The following is a 25,481-nucleotide window of genomic DNA, read 5'->3' on the forward strand; positions in this document are numbered from 1 at the left end:
ATTTTACTCACATATTAGGTCAAAATCATGTCCCTAAAATCACGCATCTCCAGCAGTATTAAGGAGGCTATGCTATCAAAACAATCTGAAAGACTATCTACATTGCGCTTTCTTTCTGCTGCTATTAAACAAAAAGAAGTCGATGAGAGAGTTGAGCTTTCAGATGAAGCAATTGTCGCTATTATCGAGAAGCAAATTAAGCAAAGACGAGAATCTATTGCTGCTTTTGAACAGGCGGGGCGTGCAGATTCGGCAGCTGCTGAAAAAGCTGAGCTTGAAGTTCTGATGGAATTCTTGCCTGAGCAAGCTTCTGATGAAGAGATTAATCAAATAGTTACTGATGCTATAGAACAATTAAAGTCTGAAGGGGTAACAGGTAACCCTGCTATGGGTAAAGCTATGGGTTTAATTAAACCTAAATTAGCTGGTCGTGCAGACATGTCTAAAGTTTCAGGCATTATTAAAGATAAGTTAAATCAAGGGTGATTTATGCTTAAAAAAATTAGTCTATTAGTTTTAATACTAGGAATTGCCGCATGTGCTATGAAAGACGAAAGACCTGCTGTTCCAAAAGATCTTCCTCCACCTAATCATTTACAGATGCAATAAAATTTTGTGACGTTTCTATTTTATTCCATAACTTCACATACTGCTCCTCTTTTAAAATCTCCTCTATAAATGGAGATTTTTTTTCATTTGAGTAATAGATAAACACATGTTCTTTAGCCCTCGTTATGGCAACATAGAATACTCTACGCTCCTGTGCATGCGGGTATTTCTCATCGGAACAATATAATTCGATTTCACTTTCCTTTTCCGATGGCAAACCCATCTCTCCACTTTCTACATTAAGCAAAATCACATAATCGGCTTCCCTTCCCTTCGATTTATGAATAGTTGCCGTCTTTATTATTAACTTATCAAATTGATTATTTAAGTACTCAATTTTAGGTGGCAATGGTAACTGATAATTAAATCTACTTAGTATTAAGCATGTTTTAGAACTAGTTGCATTCCTATTAATATGATTCAATAAAATCCAAAGGTCTATGTCATATTCCAACAATGTTACACAATGTCCGTTAAATGATTTGTGACTCTCAATATTCTTTTTATATTGATTAGGATTTTGCTGAACGAATTTAGAGCTTAAATTTGCTAATGCTGTGTGAAAACGAAAAGTTCTATCCAAGGCAAGAATATTTAAATTAGACAAATATTGATCCAAATTTCGGATATATTTAAGTTCACTGCCAGCAAACTGATATATAGTTTGCCAATCATCACCTACGCAAAATAAACTTATATCTTTATCTTGATCGATTAAGCCTTTTAAAAGATTAAATCTTGATTTTGATATATCTTGAAATTCATCGACAAGAATGTACTTCCAACTGTGCACATACTTTTTGCTTTTTACATACTCGCTTGATTTTACAATCATCTTGTCAAAGTCAATTTCATTGGAACTTTCAAGTAGATATAGATATTTTTTGTATATTTCTTTAGCCCAAAGTCCAAGAAATTTTTTCTTAGCTCCCCAGTTTTCAAAGCTCTCATTAGGATTAGACTTAACAAATAAAAATACATCGATAAGTAATTTGGACAAAGTTTTAACTCGACCAATACTGTTAATTCGAAATTTTTCTTCTTCTCCCCAACCATTATTTTTGCAAAGATTTTTGATTTCATAGGCTAAATGGTAAGGGGAGGAAGCATTGCCACAAAAATCTAAATCTATGTAATGAGTGCCATATATGTTATGCAATTGTTTTTCTTGTGGACTGTCCTGATATCCCAAATATGTATTTAAATCAGGAAGAAAAAACGCAATTTCATAAGGATTGTATTTTTTGTTTAAATATTTATCTTTTTCAAACAAGCAATTGGAAATATATCGTATTCCCCTCAGATAAAGGATATTAGCGACTATTAGTCTGACTGGGTCATCGAAAAAGTCATCATTTAAAGAACGCCAAATTTTTTTTGCATTCTTAAAATCATACTCACTGAAATCATACTCATAAAAATTGAAATATTCGATAAGGCGATCATTGTCACAAAATACTTGATTTGAAATAAAGTTCTCGAGATTTTTGTCTTCACTTAGGGATGTCAACTTAGGCATCGAACCCTCAACGGAACTTACTATGCCTAATCCTAGGCTATGAAATGTACGAACTTCAATATCCTGCAAAGATTCGATTTGCGATAAGCGTTCTTGCATTTCTAAAGCGGCATCTTTACCGAATGCAAGCATTAAAATTTCACTTGCTGGGACTTTTAAATATTCGCATAAATATATAACTCTACCGATAATTGTGCTTGTTTTGCCAGTGCCAGCACCTGCTAACAAAAGCATATTTTGCGAAGAAGTACTTGCCGCTTCATACTGTTTTTTTGTAAGTTTAGATTTAAGGTCTTTTATGTTCATCGAATACTCCGTTTAAGGTAATTGTGAACACAAAATGAAAGGTTTTATAGTGGGGTGGACAAATATGTCACTTATAATAGGGTAACTGGGCTTTCAATATGGGGATTCTTATGAGAATTTTTTGGATATTAGGATTTGTTGGTTTATTGTCTGCATGCCAGACTGGTACTGGGATTGATTTAACCAATAAAGACAACTACGGTTTGAAATGTTCTGCTGGACCAAAATCGACTCCAAACTGGGAGGGATGTATGGTTAGTGCTAAACGTATATGTGCACCAGCTCAAGTCATTAATGTTAAGCAACTTAACCCTATAGGAAATGGCTCAGCGGATGATGGCTACTTTATGACATTTACTTGTGCAAACTCTCATATGACCCCTATTCCTACTACTAACAGACCCTCGTCAGCTGCACCTATATCAGAAGCATCATCAACTATAGTTAAATAACAAAAAGGCCTATACAAAGTGTATAGGCTCTCTCATTAATAAATATTTTGCTATAAAAATTATTTTTCTATAGCCAATCCTTGTTCATCGAATAATCCCTCAAATAAAACTGTGCTTAAATATCTTTCGCCTGAATCAGGAAGTATAGCCACGATTGTTTTGCCTTTATTATTAGGGTCAAAAGCTAAAGCTACTGCAGCGGCTGCAGCTGCACCACCTGATATACCAGTAAGAATACCTTCCTCTTTAGCTAATTTTCTAGCATATTCTATAGCCTCTTCATTTGAAACTTGAGCAACACTATCAATAATGCTTAGGTCTAAGTTTTTAGGAATAAAGCCAGGTCCAATACCTTGAATTTTGTGAGGAGCTGTTTGAATTTCTGCACCAGTCAGAGTTTGGGTAATAACAGGACTTGATGATGGCTCAACTGCTACAGATAGAATTGCTTTTCCTTTAGATTTCTTTATAAACCGACTAACACCAGTAATAGTTCCACCAGTACCTACGCCAGCCACAAAAATATCAATCTCTCCATTTGTTGCATCCCAAATTTCAGGACCTGTAGTTAGCTCATGAATAGCAGGATTTGCTGGGTTTTCAAATTGCTGAAGCATAATATATTGATCTGGATTAGAGTCAACTATTTCTTGAGCTTTAGCAATCGCCCCTTTCATACCTTTAGAGCCTTCGGTCAGTACAAGTTTTGCACCATATGCTACCAAAAGTTTTCTACGCTCTATACTCATAGTGTCAGGCATAACAAGTGTGAGTTTTATGCCCTTAGATGCAGCTACAAACGCTAAACCAATACCTGTATTACCGCTTGTAGGTTCAAGTATTTCCTTATAGAACCCTTTTTTTCCTAATGAACCATCTTTAATAGCTGCATTCACCATAGAATAAGCAATTCTGTCTTTAACAGAATAGCCTGGATTTCGACCTTCAACTTTAACTAAAACTTCAGCTTGAGCACCATTAAGAATACGATTTAGCCTAATAAGCGGTGTATTCCCGATAGAAAGGGAATTATCTTCGAAATATCTTGACATTAAGTTCTCTCAGTATAAAAATAAAAAGTTTAATGTAAAACTCTACAACATTTACAGTTGTAATTTCAATAATATATTTATAACTTACGATTATTAAATTATTTAGAAATGGAATATCTAAAAAAAATAACTAGCATCGAAGATTTGCGGAAAATTGCAGCCACAAAAGTACCAAAAATGTTCTTTGAGTATGCCGACCACGGCTCCTACACAGAATCAACATACCGAGCGAATGAAAGCGATTTAAGTAGCATAAAGTTCAGACAGAAAGTAGCCGTGAACATTGCCAACCGATCTACTAAAGCTTCATTACTAGGTGAGGAATATGCTATGCCAGTAGCTCTTGCTCCTGTAGGTATATGTGGTATGCAAAGAGCTGACGGGGAAATTTTAAGTGCTCAGGCTGCGGAAGAATTTGGTGTTCCTTTTACACTCTCAACAGTAAGTTGTGCATCAATTGAGGATGTGGCAGCGAATACAAAAAAACCATTTTGGTTTCAGCTTTATATGATGAAAGATCGCGGGTTTATGGCTGATTTGATTCAAAGAGCAAAACAAGCTTGCTCTGCCCTTGTGGTGACTCTTGATTTACAAGTACTAGGACAGAGACATAATGAGGTTAAAAATGGCATGACTGTGCCGCCGAAACCAACACTACCAAATCTTTTAAATTTAGCTACTAAACCAGATTGGTGCTGGAGAATGCTACATACTAAAAGACGGTTTTATGGAAATTTGGTTGGTCATGTAAAAGGCATGGACAATGTTACGGCTTTATCTGAATGGACTGCCCGTCAATTTGATGCGACATTAAATTGGAAGGATTTGGATTGGATTGCAAATCAATGGGGCGGAAAAATTATTCTCAAAGGAATAATGGATTCAGGTGATGCAATCGAGGCATGTAATTCTGGGGCCGATGCATTTGTTGTATCAAATCACGGAGGCCGTCAATTAGACGGAGCATTATCGACTATAAAAGCATTGCCACCTATATTAGAAGCGGTAGATCGCATAGGAAATACAACCGAAGTTTGGATAGATGGCGGTTTCAGATCTGGTCAAGATATCTTGCGGGCATATGCCATGGGAGCCGACGGAGTTATGATTGGTCGACCATATATCTACGGATTAGGTGCATACGGTAAGGATGGAGTAAGCAAAGCGCTCGATATCATGCAAAAAGAGCTAAGCGTGACTATGGGATTTTGCGGTATTACGGATTTATCGCAAGCTTCAAGCGATATTTTATATATCACTGAAGATATGAAATTAGCTTAAACGGCAGAAATTTCGACAAGCTTAATTGGAATACCAAGCTTATCGAACATAAGTTGAAGGCCAATAAGCGGATATTCTTCACTTGCAGTAGCATAGCTTAAAGTCATACCAGAGCCCTCAGATGTGTAGGGCTCTATTTTTTTAAGTGTACGATCAACTGGATTTATAAAAAGCATATCAGGTGCTACTTTTTGGAATATATCCACAATCCATGTTAAATGGGTAGAGGAAAGTGTACATACGTCCGCATTTGGATATTTGGAACGCACATCATCCATAAACTTTTTAACTTGCTCAGCTGTTTTTTCTGGCTCTGTAATGAACTGTCCACTCTCCACAGTAGTGACTAAGTCCTCTGCATTTACGAGATGAATTTGAGTACCATCAGAAATAGATTCAACGAAAAATCTAAATTCAGGAAGTGAAGATAAAATCTTAACGCCTAGATTTATGATTTCCCCTGATTTAGAAGCAGCTACACCTGAAGCTATAGGAGGGATACTTCCGACTACAGGTACAGAACACTCATCCTTGATTTCACTAACTACTGTGATTGAAGGAGCATTTGATGTAACTACAACTAAAGACGCTCCCATCTCAGCAAGACGCTCAATCGCCCCTTTAATACAAGCTTTTAACTCTTCTTTAGTTTTCCAAGCATAAGGAAAATTAGCTCTGTCGGCGAAATAGATAATATCTTGTTTAGGAAACTTCTCTCTAATAGCCCTAGCCCATGCATAACTTCCAATACCCGCATCAAAAACTGCGATAGGCTTAACTAATTTTTTGAGATTTTCCATACAGCACCTTATTTCAGGAGTTTATCAATATCTTTGATTATTTGTTTTAAGGAAGATTTAAGATTCGCTATTTCCTTTGCACTGAAGCGAACTGCAGCATCGGAACCAGGAATCAATGAATTATCTCTACCTTCAGCTAGGCGATTACGTGCCCCGCTAATCGTAAACCCCTGGTCATATAGCAGCTCACGGATTCTACGAATTAGTAAAACCTCGTGGTGCTGATAATATCTTCGATTTCCCCTTCGTTTAACGGGATTTAACTGTGTAAATTCCTTTTCCCAATAGCGAATAACGTGGGGCTTAACATTGCATAATTCAGAGACTTCACCTATACCAAAATATCGCTTAGCTGGTATAGCTGGCAATGAGCTTGTAGGTAAAATTTCTGTCTGTATCATCGTGAGTTCCGCTAACAGGTGTCAATGTCAAATTTAAGACAAATAAAAGCAATTTTACACTAATTTAGTTATGTGCTTCACTGACCACAGATTTAAGCTTTTGGCTAGCATGAAATGTTACAACCCTTCTCGCATCAATAGGGATAACCTCTCCTGTTTTTGGGTTTCTTCCTGGTCGTGCAGCTTTATCTCTAACCTGAAAATTCCCAAATCCAGAGAGTTTTACAGGCTCTCCGTTTGCAAGTGCATCTCGAATTTGGTTGAAAAACTGGTCAACCACCTCTTTTGCTTCTCTTTTATTTAATCCAACAGATTCAAATAGCATCTCAGCTAACTCTGCTTTAGTTAGAGTTTTGCTTTTAAGGTCAGCATCTTGTAAATCTAAGTTATTATTATTCATTTTTGTCCTCTTACCGTAAACGAGCCTTAAATTTAGAACTTAGTTCATTTAAAATTTCGCTCATAATAGCCTCTACAGTTTTATCGTCTAATGGTAATTGATCTTCCTGAAGAGTAAATTTGATGGCAATGCTCTTCTCTTTATCATTTTGTGCATCAGACCAAACATCAAAAATGTTAAAACTTTTAACCAAACTTGTTTGAGAATTTGAAATCATCATATTCTCAATTGCATTTTTGATTTCTGAATATTCCAAATCTTTAGAAACCCAAATTGCTAAATCCCTCTCGAGGAATTGCTTTTTAGATATGGCTTTATATTCAGGTAAAGATCTATTAATTAAAGCATCAAGATCAATTTCAAACACAATTGGTGATTGATTTAGTGAAAAATCCTGAGCAATTTTGGGATGTAATTCACCAATAAAACCTATATCTTTACTATTTAACTGAATCAAAGCACTTCTGCCAGGATGCAACAATGGATTTTGTGTATTCTCATTAAATACTTTGAATGACAATTCGTTAGTATTGGAAAATAAGTTTTCTACAACCTTTTTTACGTCATAAAAATCAGTAAGACGTGATTTTTCACCCCACTGTTGAGGGTGAGCCGTACCCCATGCAGCGGCAGCTAATTTTGAAGTTTGAGAAACTCCATGCACCTCAAGTTCTGAATTTTGTACAGAATTGTCGTATTCAAATGCCCTTGCAATCTCAAAAATTTGAATATGAGCTTGTTTTCTCTTTGAATTTTGGAAAATATTATTAACCAAACTTAATACAAGACTGCTCCGCATTACAGAAAGATTAGAGGCAATAGGATTAAGTAATTTAATTGAATTGGAATTTCCTATGTAGTCTTCCCATTTGGAGTCAACAAAACTGTAGTTTATAACCTCCTGATACCCCTCACCTACCATAATGTCACGAATATCATGAGCAGTGAGTTTAAGTTCACTGAGATTATCCATAATGTTCTCAGTAATAGGAGGAATGGCTGGGATATTATCGAATCCGTAAATTCGTGCAACTTCCTCAATCAAATCTTCTTCAATCTCAATGTCAAATCTGTAAGACGGGGATATCACTTCAAAAATAGTATCTTCGGTGCTCTTTGATATTTCATATTCAAAGCCAAGACCATTAAATATCTGTTCCACTTCTGTTGCACTTACAGGAATACCTATAATCTTCTGACACCTACTAAGACGCATTGAAACTTTATTCTGACTAGGTAAATTTATGATTTGATCACAAACCTCACTAGCCTCGCCGCCGCAAATATCCAAGATAAGTTTGGTTATATAGTCGATATGTTCTACATTAGTTTTGAAATCGACCCCTCTTTCAAACCTATGACTAGCTTCAGATGAAAGTTTTAGTTTTCGTGCACGGCCAGCAATTGCACTTGGATACCAAAATGCAGCCTCGATAAAAATATTTTTTGTTTCTTTAGTAACAGAGGTTTCGAAGCCACCCATAATCCCAGCCAAGCACTCTGGGCCAGCATCTGATGAAATTACACCATACTCAGAACTTAGTTCAATAAGCTCCTCATTAAGAAGTTTTAATTGCTCTCCCGATTTACCCCAATCAATAGTTAAATCGCCCTTGACTTTATCTAAATCGAAAACATGGGTTGGTCTACCATATTCTAACATCACGTAATTTGAGATATCTACAAGTACAGAAACACTCCTCTGACCAGATTTTTCTAGTCGGTCAACTATCCACTGTGGTGTAGATACAGAAGCATCCACACCTCTAATAACTCTAGAGGTAAATCTTCCGCACAAATCTGGAGCCAACACATTTACTTTTGGAGATACAATATTTTCTTCTGTGGCAATGCTTCCTACTATCGGCCCTTCTTTTAGCGGCAATTTAAATAATGCTGCTACTTCACGTGCTACTCCATAAACCGACAAACAATCCGCACGATTAGGTGTAAGCTTAATCTCATAAGTTGCATCATCGGAACAAAATAAATCTGATAAATTTGAGCCTACCTCTAACTTGTCATCAAGGATAAGTAAGCCGCTTGTATCAGAACTAATTCCTAATTCCGAAGCCGAACAAAGCATACCAAAAGAATCGACTCCTCTTAGTTTTCCTACAGAGATTGTTAAGCCATTCGGCAATCTAGCACCAACAGTAGCAAGAGGCACTTTAATCCCTTCAGTTGCATTAGGAGCACCACACACAATTTGAAGATTTTCTTCTAATCCAGCATCAACCGTACAAATTTTTAATTTATCAGCTTGTGGGTGTTTGCTTATACTTACTATTTTTCCAACCACAACTCCAGTAAACTCTGGAGAAACTTTTTTGATTTCTTCAACTTCCAGCCCTGCCATAGTCAAAGCTTCAGCAAGAACATTAGGTTCTACAGGAGGATTGACGAATTCGCGTAACCATGAGTCTAAAACTAGCATATTCAACCCTCTTAAACTTGAAATTGTTTAAGGAATCTAAGATCCCCTTCGTAAAAGAGCCTCAAATCATCGACTCCATACCTAAGCATAGTTAATCTTTCAAGACCAGATCCGAATGCAAATCCAATATATTTTTCAGGGTCAAGTCCGAAATTTCTAACTACTGTAGGATGTACTTGACCTGAACCACTAATTTCTAACCATTTACCTTTGTTAGGTCCTGAAGTAAACATCATATCGACCTCAGCCGACGGTTCAGTAAATGGGAAAAATGAAGGACGAAATCTTACAGTTAAATCATGAGTTTCAAAAAACTCTTGAAGAAAATTAGTATACACACCTTTTAAATGAGCAAAAGATATGTTCTCCGCTATCCATAAACCTTCAACTTGATGAAACATAGGAGAATGCGTAGCATCTGAATCAACTCTATAAGTCCTTCCTGGAGCAATCACTTTAATTGGTGGTTTATGCGAGCGAGCATATCTTACTTGCATAGGACTTGTGTGAGTTCTTAGTAAATATGGAAGTCCATTAGAGTCTTTTTTGTCGATATAAAAGGTATCCTGCATAGATCTAGCAGGATGATTTTCTGGGTTATTTAGAGAAGTAAAGTTTGTCCAATCATCCTCGATTTCAGGACCATCTGCCACATCAAAACCAATAGACTTAAATATGGCTTCAACCCTTCTCCATGTTTTTATAACAGGATGGAGACCACCCCTTTGACCACCTCTTCCAGGAAGAGTTACATCAATTTTTTCTGCAGATAACTTCTCTAGTAATGCTTGATTAGCAAATTCCTCTCTTCTAAGATTTAGAAGCCTCTCAACTTCGTTTTTTGCTTTAGAAAATCTTGCCCCTTCAGTCTTTTTTTGTTCAGGTGGTAATGCTCCCAACCCCTTCATAAGTTGAGTTATAGTGCCGTTCTTTCCGATATATTTCGCTTTTTCATCTTCAAGAGCAGCTGGAGTTTTAGCTTCTCTAAAGTCTTGAGAAGCTTTTTGAATAAGTTCTTCTAAATTTATAGACATGAGATTTTTCGAGAAGTTTAAATACAAACGGAGCCCGATATGCGAGCCCCGTATGAATTAAAGCAATTAGTAACTAAGACTAAGTCTAAGAGCCTAGTGCAACTTTAGCTTGATTTACGATGACTGCAAACCCTGGTTTGTCGTTAACTGCCATGTCCGCAAGAACTTTCCTATCTAGAGAAATAGCAGCTTTTTTCAAACCAGCAATAAAGGCACTATAAGTCATACCTTGCTCACGAACCGCCGCATTAATTCTAGCAATCCAAAGAGAGCGGAAGGTACGTTTTTTATTACGACGGTCACGGTATGCATATTGGCCAGCACGCATTACAGCTTGCTTAGCTACACGGAATACATTTCCGCGACGACCACGATAACCTTTAGCTAATTTAATTATTTTTTTGTGACGAGCACGTGCGGTTACACCGCGTTTAACGCGTGGCATATATTTCTCCTATTAAGCAAATGGCATCATCGCGCGAACTGATGCAACATCAGACTCATGAACTTGAGTAGAACCGCGAAGTTGACGTTTATTTTTGGTTGTTTTTTTAGTTAGAATGTGGCGCTTGAAAGCTTGACCACGCTTAATAGAGCCGCTACCGCGGACTTTAAAGCGCTTAGATGCACTTTTTTTGGTTTTCATTTTTGGCATATTTTTACCTTTATAGATACGGGTGCCACTAAAATTAGTGTCTTCTATAAAACCCTTAATCTGTATTATTTTTTATTGAAAGTTTTATTTTTAAAAAACGTATATTTTATAAATAAGTTATTAAAAAGTCTACACTTTTTTTTAATTTTCTTTATTTTCTATAGTCTTTTGAACAACATCTGTATATTGGACTTTATGAAAATCGCGTAGACTAAATTTATAAGAATCGCCGATTTGTGCAGATGTCCCGTTTTTTACAATCAAAGGAAATTGTTGCTCAAAGACTCTAACCATGCGTTCATCAGGAACTGAATCTTTTACTACTCTTGCAACAACATAACCATCATTTGTCTTGCTTCCAACATATGCAGGAAGCTTATCGCTAGGGATAGCCATAACATCAGCCATTAGAGCATCAGGAAGATTACCCGCAAATAAGCTAACATCTACCCCTTCTCTCAATAGAGATGATCCATCTTCTGATTTAGGTTCAACAGAAGCAGAAGCACTATGGGTATGAATAAAGTCTTCTCCTGCCTTTTGAGCTAATTCAGAAGCTTTTTCTAATTGAAACTCACGTGCAGCTTTAGTTTTAACTGATTTAAATGAAGGCACTGCTGACTCTTTTTTATCTGTTAATTTAAAAACTAAAAATTCAGAAGGCGAAATTTCAACTACACCAGAATTTTGTCCCTGTTTGTAAACTTCATTGTTAAAAGCAATATCTATAACACGAGGTGTATTAAATATAGCTTTAATATCCTCGTTAAGAATAACTTTGTCTGGAATATCACTTATTATTCCAGATTTGGTAATACCGTGAACTTGACCAACAGGAAGCATTAAATCATCAGCTATAGTTTTTAAATCATCCCTTCTCTCATGAGTTAAGTTAGTCAAATTAGTAGCTAATTCTGCAAATTTTTCAGAAGCAATTTGTAATTTCACTTCATTAACTAATGTAGGCTTTAACTCTTCAAAAGATTTAGATTGAGATTTTTCAATATTAACTACATCAAATATATGGAAGTTTTCACCTAACTTAACTGGACCTGTCAATCCAGGATTTTCAAGTGCAAATACAGTATTTTCCAGACCTGGTATATCTTGTTTTTTAAGATAACCAAGTTCACCTTTATTATTTTTGGTACCTAAGTCTTTAGATTCGCTCAAAACTAGTTCTTCAAACTTTGAAGGGTCAGCTTTAAGTTGCTCAAGTAAATTATTGGCTTTTTCTTCAGTTTCAACTTGGATATGACGAACAAATCTTCTTTCCTCAGTTGAGAATCTATTTTTATTGTTTTCGAAATAACTCCTAAGTGCATCCTCATTAGGCTCAGGAACTTGTTCGACAGCTGTTTTTTCATTCAGAATAATGTACTCAGCATTTAAATATTCAGGAATACGAAATTTTGATTCGGCATTTTTATGAAACCACTCTTCAAGCTCTTTCATATCAATATTCACTGATTTCACAAAATCTTCGTTTGCAAATACTTTTGTTTGAACTTGACGAGTTTTAGTGACATATTTTTTAAGCTCTTCTATGGTGGATTCTGGCACAATAGTGCTGTTGATAACTGGGTCTACCACAACATTCACTCCTAAAGTAGCTCTTAGAAAGTTCTCATATTCTTGGGAATTAGTAGAGACACTAGTTAAGAAAGCATTGTAGTTTTCCATAGAAAACTTACCGTCAGTCATAAATCTAGGGTCCTGAGCAATAGAGTATCTAACCATAGAGTCCGAACCATAAAATTTATTATCCCTTGCAGTATTCGTAATAACTAAATTATCCACAAGGTTTTCTAACCATAATTTACGATATTCAGGAGTATCAACTTCAGATACTTTAAAATTTGAACCTAATTGATTGCGTAAGGAATTCAAACGTTCTGTCCATGACTGATTGAATTGACTTTCAGTAATTTTGTCGTCGTTTACTTGCACTAAGGGTTTTTCATTTACATTCATACCCGAGTAATCAGACAACCCAAAAAACACGAATGAAGGCACTATAAGCAGAATAATGAAAAATAATACCCACTTCGAATGTTTGCGTAAAAACTCCAACATACTACAACTCTAAACGTTTAAATTAAATAAGGGGGAAATTTTAACAGATTTATAATAGTCATTTTATACATGAGGGATCTTTAATGTTTAGCTACAGACATGCATTTCATGCGGGAAACCATGCAGATGTGCTCAAACATTTTGTGCTTATCCATATTATTAATTACTTCAACCGTAAGGAAGCTCCATACTGGGTTATAGATACGCATGCAGGTGCAGGCGTCTATGATTTAATGGGAGAGTGGGCGAATACTAAATCTGAATATGTTGGAGGAATACAGGCTTTGTTAACGAAGACATTGCCACAAGATTTATGTGAATACGTGCAATATATAAAGGATTTCAACGAAATTGGGCCTAATTCCGAGGAAGAGTCAATCGCAGCTTACCCAGGGTCTCCATGGATAGCCCTTGAATTTATGAGGGAGTGCGACAAATTAAAATTATTTGAATTGCACCCAACTGAAATAGAGGTGCTCAGAAAAAATATGTTCTTCGAGGACCAGCCCTATAGCAAGCAGATCCAAATCAATTTTTCCGACGGATTCAAGGGTTTGATTGGGCTACTTCCACCATCAACTAAGCGTGCTATTGTCCTTATCGACCCCTCATATGAAGATAAAGCAGATTACAAATCGGTACTTATTTGTATTAAGGAATCTTTAAAAAGATTTAGTACTGGATGTTATGTTGTTTGGTATCCCTTAGTTCAGAGACTTGAGGTGAGCAATATGATTAAGCACTTAAAAGCTCAGGATAGTATCAAGTGGCTGAGTGTTGAACTTACTATCTCTAAAGCTCCCAAATCTGGCTATGGATTGTTTGGGAGTGGTATGTTTATAATTAATCCGCCTTATACACTAATTGATTCATTAAAAGAAAATATGCCCGCTTTAGTGGAACATCTAGGAATTAGGGGTGAATCTTCATATAAAGTTGAACACTCAGCTAATCTTTAATCGGGATATCTAATTTCAAGAACCTCAATTTCTTGCTTTCCAGTCGGAGTCTTAAGAATAACAACTTGTCCCTCTTCAGCTTTAATCAATGCTTTAGCTACAGGTGAAATCCAACTAATTTTGCCCTTAAGTGGGTCCGCCTCATCTATTCCCACGATAGTTACTGTCACTTCTTGATCTTCAGGATTTAGATAGGTTACAGTAGCCCCAAAATATACTTGATCCTTGTTAGGCTGAGTTGATGGGTCTATAACTTCAGCAATCTCTAATCGCTTTGTGAGAAAACGAATACGACGATCAATTTCACGCAAACGTTTTTTTCCGTAGATATAGTCCCCATTTTCTGAACGATCGCCATTTGAAGCCGCCCATGACACTACTTGGACTACTTCAGGCCGTTCAACAGTCACTAAATCGGAAAGCTCCTTTCTAAGAGTTTGATAGCCAGTAAGAGTCATGTAATTTTTTAAGCCTTTAGGCATATCTGGCTCATGCTCAAGCTCTTCGTCCTTGTTTGAATCTTCTTTTACGAAAGCTCTACTCATATTTAAAAATGCTCCCATACTGGGTCAAGCCCTTTTGGCAATGGTGGCACCTCTCCTAATATCATAGAATTATTTTCAAGACCATGATAGTCAGACCCACATGAAGCAAGAAAACCATATTTCTTAGCTATAAATGCATATTCTTCATATTGAGAAGGAAAATGAGAGCCTGTAACCACCTCAATTGCTCGGCCACCTAAATCCTTAAATTCATTAAAAAGATTTACATACTCCTCAGTTGTGTATTTATATCTTCCAGGATGAGCAATAACTGCAATTCCCCCTGATTCTGTAATCCAAGTAACAGCTTCTTCCAAAGTAGCCCAATTCCCAGCAACATATGCGGGCTTCCCGACAGTTAAATATCGGTCAAAAACCTCTTGCATCTGCGAACATACACCTGTATCAACTAAATGTCTCGCAAAATGAGTTCTAGATAGATTCTCTTCTTTATCCGCATATCTCATGGCACCCTCAAATGTTCCACTGATACCAATCGAATCAAACCGTGAGGCAATGTCTCTTGCCCTTATAGCACGACCTTTTCGTATGCCCTCTAAACCTTTAAGAATTAATTCATTATTATGGTCAAAATTCAAACCAACAATATGCAGAGTCCTACCACCCCATACCGTAGAAATTTCTACGCCAGTTATAAAATTTATCCCGTATTCCTTAGCCTTTGACATCGCAGCCTCTTGCCCAGATAGCACATCGTGATCTGTAAGACTCCAAATATCTACATTATTAGTTTTCGCTATAGTTGCCATCTCTTCGGGGCTTAGAGCACCATCTGAAGCTGTTGAGTGGCAATGCAAGTCGACATTTAGCATAATCACTCCATTTAATAATTATTATCGATGCCAATACTTTCGTTTTTCTTTTCTGTATGATTCCCATTTTAATCCATACATATCGGATCTTACGTATATAGCTCCTAATTCAGAAGTCACCAAAAATTCGCTTCCTGCTTGAGTCCATCTCTGACGCACGGCTTCATGCGGATGACCATAACGATTCATATATCCCGCTTGAGCAATGACAATTTTAGGCTTAGTTGAATTTACGAACATTTGTTGCGATGAAGACTTCGATCCATGATGAGCCGCTAAAACTAAATCAATATCTTTTACTTGTGGCAATATCACCGCCTCCTGCTCACTGAGTATATCCCCCGTTAAAAGGACTTTATGTCGCATGCCCTCTATCAAAAGCACGCAACTTTCATCATTTTTAGATTTCACGGGCCATACCCTTTTATTCTTTGGATGCAAAAAAGTAAATTTGACACCGTCGGCACTAAAAGAGGTTCCAGCTTTGCACGTATCATATAGAAGCAATGAATTTTTGCTTCTATAGTGCTTCCCTGAAGCCTCTTCTTCAAAATCAATAAATTCATCTACTTTAAATGAAGCATACAACATATCGACATGAATATTTTGAATTAGTTCAGCCATACCACCCGTATGGTCAATATCTGCGTGTGACACAACTAAATAATCAAGTTTATCTACACCTAAATATCGAAAACTCGATGCTAACACACTGCTAAATCCATCGTTTTTTGGGGAGGTTCTAACGCCAGTGTCAAATAAAAGACGCTTGTTTTTAGTTTTAATTAAAACACCTCCTCCTTGCCCAACATCAAAAGCAATAAGCTCCCAATTCCCATATTGTGGCAATGCCCTCGTGCCATACATTGATGGCACGATAATCAAAAATCCAAGTAATTTAATAAACCTATGTTTAAACACAATAACGATTGCAACCCCAATTAAGGACAAAGCAAAAAACAAGGTACTAGTGTGCGCAATATCAATACTCGCCCAACTCATACGAGCTATATATTCTGTAAGCTGCATTGTCTTAAACAATAAAAAATGTATGGTATCTGCAAAATATTGATTTATGAAAACGTATGGGTTTATGAACTCAAGCATTGCCAACAAAAGGCATGCTGGTGTGATTATTGATCCTATTAGAAAGATCGCATATGCATTTACAAGAGGTGAAACGATAGAGATTTGATTGAAAAATAATATTAAAAATGGGCTTATTGCAAAACTAATTCCAAACTGCAACTTAGCCCATTCTAAAACCATTATTCGAATCTTTTTCCATCGAGAAACATCACTTGCTTCAAGCGTCTTATAAAAATGCAAAATATATTGAAGAATGGCTACAGCAGCAAAGGACAAATAAAATCCGACGCTTAAAATTGCCCATGAATCAAGAATTAATATAAATATTGCCACCAATAAATAGTTTTGTAGAAATGATGCTTTTAATTTAAGAAGCTTCATTAGAAATATCATCAGTAGCATCAAAAATGTTCTCTGAGCTGGGACGCCCCACCCCGCTAACTGGCAGTATGCAAAAGCAACGATTAATCCTATAAAAAGCGATAGTGTATGGGCATTAAAGGAATCAAGCATCAGCTTTCCCTTACGGAAAAGTCGACGTGAAAGAATAAGAACTAGTAATGTGGCCATCGTAGAGAGCATTGTTATATGGGAGCCACTAATAGAAACTAAATGCGTGATTCCAGTTTTATTAAAAAGTTCCCAATATTCCTGCGGTATGGACGATTGATCACCCATAACCAATGCCAATATTATTCCGCCATATTTTTTATTTTCTAAATACGCTTTTAGCCGCTCTCTAACTTTATGCCTTATATATTCAACTCTAATTGGGAAATCAAAATTATGTTCACTCTCTAAACGAGGATGCCCCTTTATAGCCCCAATTAGTCGATATCCTTTTCGAAACATATTTGCTTCGCTATCAAATCCGCCAGGATTCATAAGTCCAGAAGGCGACTTAATCTTTAGATTTACAGCCCATACTTGCCCTGGAACCACATCTGGCAATGGCTCTACTTTTGGTCCATATTTATAAAGATTAAACCCCCGTGTAATATTCCAAAATACACGAATCTTAGAAGGAATTTGCGAATATCCATCATGTAAAATTTTTGCGTCAAACTGAATAGTCGATTCTGTTTCACTAGCAATGCTAGTTACTAGAATTTTTGTGACAATGGTCTTGTTCTCAAAGAAAGTTGGAAGGCGAATATTAAGCCTCTCATACGCAAAATAAGAACTATATACAGCACCTAAATAAAAGCATAAATATATGATGCGATATCTACCCTTAAGTGGCCAAATTATAAGAATTAGGGCTAATACAAAATACCACTTACTTGGTGGCAATGCACCTAATTGCTGCACTATCGCAAAGGCAAATATCGTAGCTAATGAACATAGTGTCGTAGTTGAGGGCAATTGAAAACTCTCGCAGCGTTCGCGGAAGTCGCTTCAGCAAGCTCTTCCAAAGTTATATCACGAATATCTGCAAGTACTTCAGCTATTTTCCTCAAATGGTACGGTTCATTTCTTTGCTTATAAATCCATGATGGTGCTATATCTGGAGAATCAGTTTCAAGAACAATATTTTGAAGTGGCAATGTTTTCGCTAATCTTCGTATTTGTAGGGCTCTGTCATAAGTAATATTTCCACCAAAACCAAGACAAAACCCCATCTCTACAAACTTTTGAGCTTGTTGCTCACTTCCGTTAAATGCATGTGCTATGCCACGCAAACCGCCGACTTGATTTAAATACTTATAGACTCTATCCACGGATTTTCTTACATGTAAAACCACTGCTAAATCATATTTTTTAGCTAGTTTTAACTGTTCCAGAAAAAAATATTCCTGCTTTTCAATTTGTTCTGGACTTTGCAAAGAATCAACAAAAAAATCTAGTCCAATCTCTCCTACACCAATAAGTTTAGGATTGTTCTTCTCTTTCAATATGCTTTCAAGTATTTGCAGGTCTTCAATACTAGCACTTTCAAGATACATTGGATGCAACCCTAGACAAAAAAATCCACCCTCAAAACGATTAGCAATTCCCTCGACAGCCTCATAATTGCTAGTGTTAATGGCAGGAATAATTATTTTAGTTACGTCTGAGTTTCTTGCGCGCTCAACAACCTCATCCAAATCTTTTTTGAATTCACGGGCATCAAGATGGCAATGCGTGTCTATCAACATAAATGCTCTTTTGTTACAATGTGATGAACCTATTAAATTTAACATTATTCATCTCGCGGAGTAAGTTATGCCATTGGATGCAGATATTATTGTTGTGGGAGCTGGCCCAGCTGGACTCGCTTTCTGTAGATCACTCAATTCAAGTAACTTAAAAATACTACTCATCGAGAAGAACACACAAGAGAACATTGCCAACCCAAAATTTGATGCACGTGAAATTGCACTAACGCATGCCTCACGAAATTCAATGAAAAAACTTGGTATTTGGGGTCGCGTTAAACCTGAAGATATATATCCTCTTTACGATGCGAGAGTTTTTAACGGAGACTCTGACTATAATCTTCATTTCTCTGAAGATAATTCTAAAAATCCTGATGAAGGTCTAGGATTTTTCATTTCTAATCATCATATTCGCAAAGCTTCTTATGAAGCCGTCTTAGAGCAAGATAATGTAGAGATGCGTTTTGGTTTAGGTGTAGCTGACGTTAAAGTTGACTACGATAAAGCGAGCGTTATTCTTGAAGATGGCACAAAACTTACGGCTAGACTTTTAGTTGCTGCAGATAGTAGATTCTCAAGTACCCGTAGAAAAATGGGTATAGGGGCCGACTCTAACGATTATGGCCGAACTGTAGTAACTTTTAGAGTTAGACACACAAATTCAAATAATCACACTGCCATGGAGTGTTTCCGTTATGGAAAAACTCTGGCTATCCTACCTCTTGAAGAGCACTTAAGTAGTGCGGTATTTACTATAGATTCAAATCGTGCACATGAAATTTTAGAAAAATCTCCAACCGAACGTGCTGCTGAAGTGTATAAACTTTTGGATGGAAAATTGGGCGATGTATCTGTAGATAGTGAAATGGTTTCATACCCACTTGTCGGAGTTCATGCGAAAAGATTTATAGGTCCTTCTTGTGCTGTTATTGGAGATGCTGCAGTAGGTATGCACCCAGTTACGGCCCACGGTTATAACCTTGGGCTTTCATCGGCTGTAATCCTCGGATCTGAAATTTTAAAAGCAGAAAGACGTGGTCAAGACTTTGCTTCTCAAGCGGTGCTCGGTGCTTACGAACAAAAACATATGCTTAAAACTCGCTTCTTATATCATGGAACTAATACCGTAGTTGGTATATTCACTAATGATAGCGAACCAGCCAAATTAGTTCGTACCGCTATTCTTAGAATTAGTAATAACTTACCGCCATTTAAGAAATTTATTACAAATATGCTTACTAAGTCTGAGTAGGATTCAGTACACCCTTCTCCATTCTAAGCTTTCTATCTGCTAGTGCTGCTAGTTTATTATCATGCGTAACGATTGCAAAAGCAGTTTTAAGTTCAGAGTTCATCTCTTTAAGTAAGCTAAACATGGATGATGCAGTCTCTGTATCAAGATTGCCTGTAGGTTCATCTGCAAGGACTAAAACTGGCTTAGTAACTAAAGCTCTAGCCAAGGCTACGCGTTGACGCTCTCCTCCTGAGAGCTGACCTGGACGATGTAGTTCTCGATTAGAAAGCCCAACTTTTCTTATAAATTCTTGAGCTTCATCCCTTGCTCTATCAAAACTAAGTCTTCTTAAAATTAGAGGCATCGCAACATTATCTAATGCCGTAAATTCAGGGAGTAAATGGTGAAATTGATATACAAACCCAAGCTTTTCATTTCTTACTTTGCTTTTTTGGACTTCGGAAAGATTGCTAGTATCCACCCCATCAATAAAAATTTCACCACTAGTTGGTTTATCAAGCAAACCCATAATATGCAATAAAGTAGATTTACCAGACCCAGAAGCCCCAATTATGGCTAACATTTCACCTTTAGGAATCGCTAAATCTATCCCTTTTAGAATCTCAAGTGTTGAGGTTCCGTCTGAATATGATTTAAAAACTGATCGGGTTTCAAGTGCGTAGCTATTCATGCCTTAAAACCTCCGCAGGTTGAAGTCTAGAGGCTCTCCAACTTGGATATATAGTTGCTAATAGAGAAAGAATAATTGATGTAGCTGCGATTATGAATACTTCATTTAAATTAACTTGAGATGGTAATTGAGAAATAAAATAAACTTCTGGATTTATAAATTGCAATCCCAAAAGATTTTCTATAAATGGAATAATAGTCTCAATGTTATAGGCAATTAAGCAACCAAAAACAACCCCTAGAATACTTCCGATAATACCTATCAGTGCACCTTGAATAAGAAAAATCAAACCAATAGATCTAGGACTGGCACCTAAAGTTCTTAATATGGCAATGTCAGACTGTTTATCTTTTACGGACATAACTAAAGAAGATAGTAGATTAAAAGCAGCTACCGCAACAATTAAGGTTAGAATCATAAACATCATTCTTTTTTCGACCTTAACAGCTGCAAACCAAGTTCTATTATCGTATGTCCAATCATGAGCTACATATCCATATGGGAGCGTATTTGACATATTGATAGCGATATCAGGTGCCTCTAACATATCCTTAACTCTTACACGCACCCCTGATATAGCAGTATTTCTAAAGAGTACAGCTGCGTCCTCTGCATGCATAAAAGCTAAGTTTGTGTCATATTCTGCATGCCCAGAATCGAATAAAGCAACAATTGTGACTTGCCGCATTCTTGGGGAGAAACCTGATGGATTAATTGAGCCTTGAGGGCTCATAACTAATAGAGTGTCACCTACTCCAACACCAAGTTGATTAGCGGCTCTTAAACCAAGAACCAAACCAAACTCCTTAGCCTTTAGATTATCTAAAGAACCTTCTACAATTTGTGAGGGAAGGTTAGATACATTTCCCTCTTCTGACGGAATTATCCCTCGAAATTGTGCCCCTTTAAGAACTTGATCTCTAACTAGCATTCCACCTGCAGATACAAATGGTGAAGCACCCGTAACATCATCGTATTTGAGTACTTCATCTCGAATGAACTTCCAATTTTTCAAACCTTCGACAGCTGTTGCATTTGTAGAATAGACCTGGATATGAGGTATCACCGATAACATGCGATCTCGCACTTTCACTTGAAAGCCACTCATAACAGATAAAACAATAATTAGAGCCGCAACGCCTAAAGCTATGCCAGCCATTGAACTTGCAGCTACAAAAGAGACAAATTTATCTCTCTTTGATCCTCTGCCTTTGGATTTAGTAAGTCCTGCGTATCGAGTACCGATCCACAGTTCATATGGTAATGTCACTATTGATATCCAGTTAAAATTGAAATTTTAACAGCTGCCCATAACGTAATAATGGATTTAATTATTAGTTCATTTATCCCGCCTAAACCTTTAATTAATAATTTTGCGGAATATATTGAAAAATCGCTACCCAATATTCATAAGTTGATTCGAAATTCTAAAATCTCTTTTTATGACTTCGAATGCGAAAAATATTTATGTACAGCTGATGAGTACTTAATGCATAATAATATCGAAGATTTGAAATCTGCGGGTTATTTAAACGAAATTAAAGAATTTCATTATGTTTTAGATTTTGGTCATAACTCTGTGAGCAATCATGAAGTGAATTTTCACAAAGCCTCAGAAAACTTGCTTCTAAGCGATAAATTTAAAAATGTTCTTCAAACAATACGAAAAGAATTGACTGAATATGATATAGATTTAAAGATAGAAAAAAATAAATTTATTCTATTAAGTCCAATTTCTTTGGGTAGATTACCAAGTACCTCTCTTATAGAAGAGACATCAATTACACAGTGGTGGCCTGATACAGAGGAAACTAAATATTTTCGTAAAATCTATAATCATTTATTGATGACCATGCATCAAATTGCTGAGGATGAATATATAAACGGGATATGGATTTACGGGGAGGATGCGGGGGCATTGCCACAGAAAAAGGATATAGTTTTCGTAGATGGATTAAGAGAAGCGTATATCAAAAACGATTGGGAATCATGGTTTAATCAGCTTCTCGAAATTGATCAATCGATAGCAGATTATAAAAATATATTTTTAACCTCTACCGACAAAATTTTACATTTAAAAGAAGCGAAATTTTTAGATAAGTGGTTTAAACCAAACTGGAAGAAAGTGTGGACGCAAGTCAAATAAAAATCAGAGAATTCGATAAGAACATTGCTAGAAAGCTCGAAGAACAGGGTTATAACCCATTAATCGCAAGGATTCTGGCGGCACGAGGTGTCACTGATATTGAGCAAATGTCTACAGACTGGCATCATATGCTCGATCCAAAATTAATGCTTAATATGGAGATGACGGCTTCATTGTTAGCTGACGCTATTGAGCAGAAAAAAGATATTGTGATTGTGGCCGACTATGACTGCGATGGCGCAACCGCATGTGCTGTTGCTATTAGGGGTATTCGCATGTTTGGACATGACGCAGATTTTTTTGTGCCAAATAGAGCGGAAACTGGATATGGTCTATCGCCAGAACTAATTGATTTACTACTTAAGCAAAGACATAAGCCTGAGTTGATCATCACTGTGGATAATGGAATAGCAAGCGTCGATGGAGTAAGTTATGCAAATTCGCTTGGTATTGATGTAATCGTTACCGACCATCATTTGCCAGGAGATGAAAAACCAGAAGCCTTGAGCATTATCAACCCTAATCAAAAAGGATGCTCATTTCCTTCGAAGGCATTGGCAGGTGTTGGGGTGATGTTTTATTTGTTAATCGCTTTAAGAGCTGAGTTTCGAAAACGTGGAAGATGGGCAGATAGATCTCAAGAGCCATTAGTGGCTTCATTAGTTGATTTAGTTGCTGTTGGAACGGTGGCAGATGTTGTAAAGCTAGATTCGAATAACCGATTGCTTGTAGAAAAAGGTTTATCGCTAATTAGAAGCGGAAAAACAAAAGCAGGAATATTGGCCCTCTTTAATGTTGCGTCTACTCCTTTACAAAGTGCTATTAGTACTGACTTAGGTTTCAGAATCGGTCCAAGAATCAATGCTGCTGGAAGACTTGCAGATATGTCATTAGGTATCAAGTGCCTGCTAACTGACGATCCTAACGAAGCATATATCTACGCAACTGAACTTGACGAATTTAATAAAAAAAGAAAATCTATCGAAGATGAAATAAAGTTAGAGGCCTTAAATGGAAGTGACTCAACAAGCATATCGAAACAGTCTTTGGTAGCTTTTAACAAGGATTGGAATCCTGGTGTTATTGGGATTGTTGCTTCTCGATTAAAAGAAAAATTTTGGGTGCCCTCTATAGTTTTTGCTAGTGCTGGAGATGGTTTAATTCAAGGTTCAGGTAGATCAATACCAGGCGTACATTTACGTGATGTGATTGATTTAGTTTCAAAGCGATATCCCGAATTTATCACTAAATTTGGAGGGCATGCAATGGCCGCAGGTTTGACTATGCATGAGCGATATCTTGCGGAGTTTAAACCGGCATTTAATCAAGCTGTAGTCGATATCTCAGGTATCACTGAATTTAATCGCGTAGTAGATACCGATGGACCGATAGATGTTGTATGGGCTCAACTTGATACAGCAAAAGAACTCGATAATATAGTTTGGGGAGCTGGGTTTCCTAAACCTCTATTTAATGACAGCTTTAAAGTTTTGGATCAAACCATATTAAAAGAAAAACATTCTCGTCTACGTATAGAAAAAGATGGAGTGGAATTTAAAGCAATTTACTTTAATTTTACGGAAGCATTGCCACCGGAAGTAGAGCTTATTTTTACCTTAAATGTAAATCAATTCAATGGTCTAGAGAACCTGCAACTTATGGTTCAAGAGCATCTTATATAGTAAAATTCCCTTTACCTCACCAAGAATAATTAGAAATGGAAGCTGAACGTAGTAATCAAATCGCAAATAATCTGAGTGATTATTTATCACGCGTGGAATCCCTCAGGGGGTATCTTTGACTTTGACACTAAGGCAGAACGCCTGCAAGTAGTCAATTTGGAACTTGAAGATCCAAATATTTGGAATGACCCAGAAAAGGCTCAATCTTTATCAAAAGAAAAAAAATCTCTTGAAGATGTAGTTCTTGTTTTATCTGAGTTAGAGCAATCTATTCGAGATAGTAAGGATTTATATGAATTGGCAGTGGAAGATAGCGATGATTCCACACTCATTGCCATAGAGGAAGATTCTAAGCGATATTTAGAGACTATCGAAGGTCTTGAATTTAGGCGTATGTTTTCTCAACCTGCCGACCCTTTGAACTGTTTTATTGATATTCAATCGGGAGCTGGGGGTACTGAAGCTCAAGACTGGGCTTCCATGCTTTTGAGACAGTATCTGCGATACTGCGAGCGTAAGGGTTTTAAAACTGAGTTGCTTGAAGAATCTGCAGGGGATGTTGCGGGCATTAAATCTGCAACTCTTAAGGTTGAAGGTGACTACGCTTTTGGTTTTTTGCGTACTGAGAGCGGTGTACATAGACTTGTTCGTAAAAGCCCTTTTGATTCGGCTAATGGCAGACATACTTCGTTTGCAAGTTTATATGTATATCCTGAAATTGATGATTCGATTGAGGTAGAAATTAATCCTGCAGACCTTAGGATTGATACTTATCGAGCTAGTGGAGCTGGTGGTCAGCATATTAATAAGACTGACTCAGCTGTGCGCATAACGCATGAACCCACAGGTATTGTTGTTCAATGTCAGAACGATAGATCTCAGCACAGAAATAAGGCTGAGGCTATGTCTATGCTTAAATCTAAGTTATATGAGCTTGAATTACGAAAGCGTATGGCAGACCAACAAAAGTTAGAGGAATCAAAATCGGATGTTGGTTGGGGACATCAAATTCGCTCTTATGTATTAGATCAAAGTCGAATTAAGGATTTAAGAACCAACGTCGAAGTTTCGAATACGCAAAAAGTTTTAGATGGGGATTTGGATATGTTTATTGAAGCCAGCCTCAAACAGGGAGTTTAAGG

The 25,481-nt window shown here is 36.8% G+C and carries 24 protein-coding genes; 8 read left to right on the plus strand and 16 right to left on the minus strand.

Annotated features, from left to right (window positions below; genetic code table 11):
* Window positions 1-27: 27 nt before the first annotated feature.
* A complete protein-coding gene (locus T432_RS0101160; protein ID WP_028883838.1) occupies window positions 28-486 on the plus strand; it encodes a GatB/YqeY domain-containing protein in 459 nt (152 codons plus the stop codon).
* Between the two features lie 100 nt (window positions 487-586).
* On the opposite strand, the gene T432_RS0101170 is transcribed toward T432_RS0101160, so the two are convergent.
* The gene (locus T432_RS0101170; RefSeq protein WP_028883839.1) at window positions 587-2,434 is read right to left on the minus strand and encodes a UvrD-helicase domain-containing protein; all 1,848 of its coding nucleotides are present in this window, start codon (window positions 2,432-2,434) and stop codon (window positions 587-589) included.
* 110 nt (window positions 2,435-2,544) lie between these two features.
* On the opposite strand from T432_RS0101170, the gene T432_RS0101175 reads away from it, so the two are divergent.
* On the plus strand, window positions 2,545-2,886 hold the full coding sequence (locus T432_RS0101175) for a hypothetical protein (RefSeq protein WP_028883840.1): 342 nt from the start codon (window positions 2,545-2,547) through the stop codon (window positions 2,884-2,886).
* A gap of 59 nt (window positions 2,887-2,945) precedes the next feature.
* Here T432_RS0101175 and cysK read toward each other — a convergent pair whose 3' ends face one another.
* The gene (cysK, locus tag T432_RS0101180) at window positions 2,946-3,938 is read right to left on the minus strand and encodes a cysteine synthase A (RefSeq protein ID WP_028883841.1); all 993 of its coding nucleotides are present in this window, start codon (window positions 3,936-3,938) and stop codon (window positions 2,946-2,948) included.
* Window positions 3,939-4,046: 108 nt separating this feature from the next.
* Here cysK and T432_RS0101185 point away from each other — a divergent pair, with 108 nt between their 5' ends.
* Complete coding sequence (locus T432_RS0101185) at window positions 4,047-5,219, plus strand: alpha-hydroxy acid oxidase (protein ID WP_028883842.1); 1,173 nt, start codon at window positions 4,047-4,049, stop codon at window positions 5,217-5,219.
* Here T432_RS0101185 and T432_RS0101190 read toward each other — a convergent pair.
* From T432_RS0101190 to T432_RS0101225, 8 genes are all read right to left on the minus strand, one after another.
* On the minus strand, window positions 5,216-6,019 hold the full coding sequence (locus tag T432_RS0101190; RefSeq protein WP_028883843.1) for a glutamate racemase: 804 nt from the start codon (window positions 6,017-6,019) through the stop codon (window positions 5,216-5,218). The two genes, T432_RS0101185 and T432_RS0101190, sit on opposite strands and share 4 nt — an antisense overlap.
* Window positions 6,020-6,027: 8 nt before the next feature.
* On the minus strand, window positions 6,028-6,420 hold the full coding sequence (locus T432_RS0101195) for a MerR family transcriptional regulator (RefSeq protein ID WP_014111375.1): 393 nt from the start codon (window positions 6,418-6,420) through the stop codon (window positions 6,028-6,030).
* Window positions 6,421-6,484: 64 nt separating this feature from the next.
* A complete protein-coding gene (locus T432_RS0101200; protein ID WP_028883844.1) occupies window positions 6,485-6,820 on the minus strand; it encodes an integration host factor subunit alpha in 336 nt (111 codons plus the stop codon).
* A 10-nt stretch (window positions 6,821-6,830) separates the two neighbouring features.
* Window positions 6,831-9,257, minus strand: a complete 2,427-nt coding sequence (pheT, locus tag T432_RS0101205; protein ID WP_028883845.1) for a phenylalanine--tRNA ligase subunit beta — start codon at window positions 9,255-9,257, stop codon at window positions 6,831-6,833.
* A gap of 11 nt (window positions 9,258-9,268) precedes the next feature.
* On the minus strand, window positions 9,269-10,291 hold the full coding sequence (gene pheS, locus T432_RS0101210; protein WP_028883846.1) for a phenylalanine--tRNA ligase subunit alpha: 1,023 nt from the start codon (window positions 10,289-10,291) through the stop codon (window positions 9,269-9,271).
* An 85-nt stretch (window positions 10,292-10,376) separates the two neighbouring features.
* Entirely contained in the window at window positions 10,377-10,736 is a 360-nt protein-coding gene (gene rplT / locus T432_RS0101215) for a 50S ribosomal protein L20 (protein ID WP_014111371.1), read from the minus strand.
* A gap of 12 nt (window positions 10,737-10,748) precedes the next feature.
* The gene (rpmI, locus tag T432_RS0101220; RefSeq protein ID WP_014111370.1) at window positions 10,749-10,946 is read right to left on the minus strand and encodes a 50S ribosomal protein L35; all 198 of its coding nucleotides are present in this window, start codon (window positions 10,944-10,946) and stop codon (window positions 10,749-10,751) included.
* A 141-nt stretch (window positions 10,947-11,087) separates the two neighbouring features.
* Complete coding sequence (locus T432_RS0101225) at window positions 11,088-13,022, minus strand: SurA N-terminal domain-containing protein (protein ID WP_028883847.1); 1,935 nt, start codon at window positions 13,020-13,022, stop codon at window positions 11,088-11,090.
* Window positions 13,023-13,105: 83 nt separating this feature from the next.
* Between T432_RS0101225 and T432_RS0101230 the strand changes: the two genes are divergently transcribed.
* On the plus strand, window positions 13,106-13,981 hold the full coding sequence (locus T432_RS0101230) for a 23S rRNA (adenine(2030)-N(6))-methyltransferase RlmJ (RefSeq protein WP_028883848.1): 876 nt from the start codon (window positions 13,106-13,108) through the stop codon (window positions 13,979-13,981).
* Here the strand turns inward: T432_RS0101230 and greB are convergent.
* From greB to T432_RS0101250, 4 genes are read right to left on the minus strand one after another with little or no spacing between them, the layout of a single operon-like run.
* Entirely contained in the window at window positions 13,978-14,526 is a 549-nt protein-coding gene (gene greB / locus T432_RS0101235) for a transcription elongation factor GreB (RefSeq protein WP_028883849.1), read from the minus strand. The genes T432_RS0101230 and greB overlap by 4 nt on opposite strands.
* Before the next feature lie 2 nt (window positions 14,527-14,528).
* The gene (locus T432_RS0101240) at window positions 14,529-15,359 is read right to left on the minus strand and encodes a PHP domain-containing protein (protein WP_028883850.1); all 831 of its coding nucleotides are present in this window, start codon (window positions 15,357-15,359) and stop codon (window positions 14,529-14,531) included.
* Window positions 15,360-15,380: 21 nt separating this feature from the next.
* Window positions 15,381-17,813 carry a DNA internalization-related competence protein ComEC/Rec2 gene (locus T432_RS0101245; protein WP_028883851.1) on the minus strand — a complete coding sequence of 811 codons (2,433 nt, stop codon included), beginning with the start codon at window positions 17,811-17,813 and terminating at the stop codon, window positions 15,381-15,383.
* Window positions 17,783-18,586 carry a TatD family hydrolase gene (locus T432_RS0101250; protein ID WP_028883852.1) on the minus strand — a complete coding sequence of 268 codons (804 nt, stop codon included), beginning with the start codon at window positions 18,584-18,586 and terminating at the stop codon, window positions 17,783-17,785. The genes T432_RS0101245 and T432_RS0101250 overlap by 31 nt, the downstream gene beginning before the upstream one ends.
* A gap of 67 nt (window positions 18,587-18,653) precedes the next feature.
* Between T432_RS0101250 and ubiM the strand changes: the two genes are divergently transcribed.
* On the plus strand, window positions 18,654-19,838 hold the full coding sequence (gene ubiM / locus T432_RS0101255; RefSeq protein ID WP_028883853.1) for a 5-demethoxyubiquinol-8 5-hydroxylase UbiM: 1,185 nt from the start codon (window positions 18,654-18,656) through the stop codon (window positions 19,836-19,838).
* Here ubiM and T432_RS0101260 read toward each other — a convergent pair.
* Both T432_RS0101260 and T432_RS0101265 read right to left on the minus strand, forming a co-directional pair.
* Window positions 19,825-20,511 carry an ABC transporter ATP-binding protein gene (locus T432_RS0101260; protein WP_028883854.1) on the minus strand — a complete coding sequence of 229 codons (687 nt, stop codon included), beginning with the start codon at window positions 20,509-20,511 and terminating at the stop codon, window positions 19,825-19,827. The genes ubiM and T432_RS0101260 overlap by 14 nt on opposite strands.
* Entirely contained in the window at window positions 20,504-21,784 is a 1,281-nt protein-coding gene (locus T432_RS0101265) for a lipoprotein-releasing ABC transporter permease subunit (protein ID WP_028883855.1), read from the minus strand. Before T432_RS0101265 ends, T432_RS0101260 begins: the two co-directional genes overlap by 8 nt.
* Window positions 21,785-21,832: 48 nt before the next feature.
* Between T432_RS0101265 and T432_RS0101270 the strand changes: the two genes are divergently transcribed.
* The 3 genes from T432_RS0101270 (at window position 21,833) to prfB (ending at window position 25,479) form a co-directional block, all read left to right on the plus strand.
* The gene (locus T432_RS0101270) at window positions 21,833-22,657 is read left to right on the plus strand and encodes a hypothetical protein (protein WP_028883856.1); all 825 of its coding nucleotides are present in this window, start codon (window positions 21,833-21,835) and stop codon (window positions 22,655-22,657) included.
* Window positions 22,639-24,339, plus strand: a complete 1,701-nt coding sequence (gene recJ / locus T432_RS0101275) for a single-stranded-DNA-specific exonuclease RecJ (RefSeq protein ID WP_044970995.1) — start codon at window positions 22,639-22,641, stop codon at window positions 24,337-24,339. The genes T432_RS0101270 and recJ overlap by 19 nt, the downstream gene beginning before the upstream one ends.
* 35 nt (window positions 24,340-24,374) lie before the next feature.
* Window positions 24,375-25,479, plus strand: a protein-coding gene (gene prfB / locus T432_RS0101280) for a peptide chain release factor 2 (RefSeq protein ID WP_156026326.1) whose coding sequence is annotated in 2 segments (ribosomal slippage) — window positions 24,375-24,455 and window positions 24,457-25,479 — 1,104 coding nt in all. Because the reading frame shifts where the segments join, the coding sequence is not laid out codon by codon here.
* Window positions 25,480-25,481 lie beyond the last annotated feature (2 nt).

The sequence above is a fragment of the Taylorella asinigenitalis ATCC 700933 genome, from assembly GCF_000687755.1.
In the GTDB taxonomy this organism is placed as follows: domain Bacteria; phylum Pseudomonadota; class Gammaproteobacteria; order Burkholderiales; family Burkholderiaceae_B; genus Taylorella; species Taylorella asinigenitalis.

Bases quoted from the DNA above. Each gene is read 5' to 3' on its own strand.
- T432_RS0101160 (WP_028883838.1), top strand. From the start codon at position 28: ATGTCCCTAAAATCACGCATCTCCAGCAGTATTAAGGAGGCTATGCTA.
- T432_RS0101170 (WP_028883839.1), bottom strand. From the start codon at position 2,434: ATGAACATAAAAGACCTTAAATCTAAACTTACAAAAAAACAGTATGAA.
- T432_RS0101175 (WP_028883840.1), top strand. From the start codon at position 2,545: ATGAGAATTTTTTGGATATTAGGATTTGTTGGTTTATTGTCTGCATGC.
- cysK (WP_028883841.1), bottom strand. From the start codon at position 3,938: ATGTCAAGATATTTCGAAGATAATTCCCTTTCTATCGGGAATACACCG.
- T432_RS0101185 (WP_028883842.1), top strand. From the start codon at position 4,047: ATGGAATATCTAAAAAAAATAACTAGCATCGAAGATTTGCGGAAAATT.
- T432_RS0101190 (WP_028883843.1), bottom strand. From the start codon at position 6,019: ATGGAAAATCTCAAAAAATTAGTTAAGCCTATCGCAGTTTTTGATGCG.
- T432_RS0101195 (WP_014111375.1), bottom strand. From the start codon at position 6,420: ATGATACAGACAGAAATTTTACCTACAAGCTCATTGCCAGCTATACCA.
- T432_RS0101200 (WP_028883844.1), bottom strand. From the start codon at position 6,820: ATGAATAATAATAACTTAGATTTACAAGATGCTGACCTTAAAAGCAAA.
- pheT (WP_028883845.1), bottom strand. From the start codon at position 9,257: ATGCTAGTTTTAGACTCATGGTTACGCGAATTCGTCAATCCTCCTGTA.
- pheS (WP_028883846.1), bottom strand. From the start codon at position 10,291: ATGTCTATAAATTTAGAAGAACTTATTCAAAAAGCTTCTCAAGACTTT.
- rplT (WP_014111371.1), bottom strand. From the start codon at position 10,736: ATGCCACGCGTTAAACGCGGTGTAACCGCACGTGCTCGTCACAAAAAA.
- rpmI (WP_014111370.1), bottom strand. From the start codon at position 10,946: ATGCCAAAAATGAAAACCAAAAAAAGTGCATCTAAGCGCTTTAAAGTC.
- T432_RS0101225 (WP_028883847.1), bottom strand. From the start codon at position 13,022: ATGTTGGAGTTTTTACGCAAACATTCGAAGTGGGTATTATTTTTCATT.
- T432_RS0101230 (WP_028883848.1), top strand. From the start codon at position 13,106: ATGTTTAGCTACAGACATGCATTTCATGCGGGAAACCATGCAGATGTG.
- greB (WP_028883849.1), bottom strand. From the start codon at position 14,526: ATGAGTAGAGCTTTCGTAAAAGAAGATTCAAACAAGGACGAAGAGCTT.
- T432_RS0101240 (WP_028883850.1), bottom strand. From the start codon at position 15,359: ATGCTAAATGTCGACTTGCATTGCCACTCAACAGCTTCAGATGGTGCT.
- T432_RS0101250 (WP_028883852.1), bottom strand. From the start codon at position 18,586: ATGTTGATAGACACGCATTGCCATCTTGATGCCCGTGAATTCAAAAAA.
- ubiM (WP_028883853.1), top strand. From the start codon at position 18,654: ATGCCATTGGATGCAGATATTATTGTTGTGGGAGCTGGCCCAGCTGGA.
- T432_RS0101260 (WP_028883854.1), bottom strand. From the start codon at position 20,511: ATGAATAGCTACGCACTTGAAACCCGATCAGTTTTTAAATCATATTCA.
- T432_RS0101270 (WP_028883856.1), top strand. From the start codon at position 21,833: ATGGATTTAATTATTAGTTCATTTATCCCGCCTAAACCTTTAATTAAT.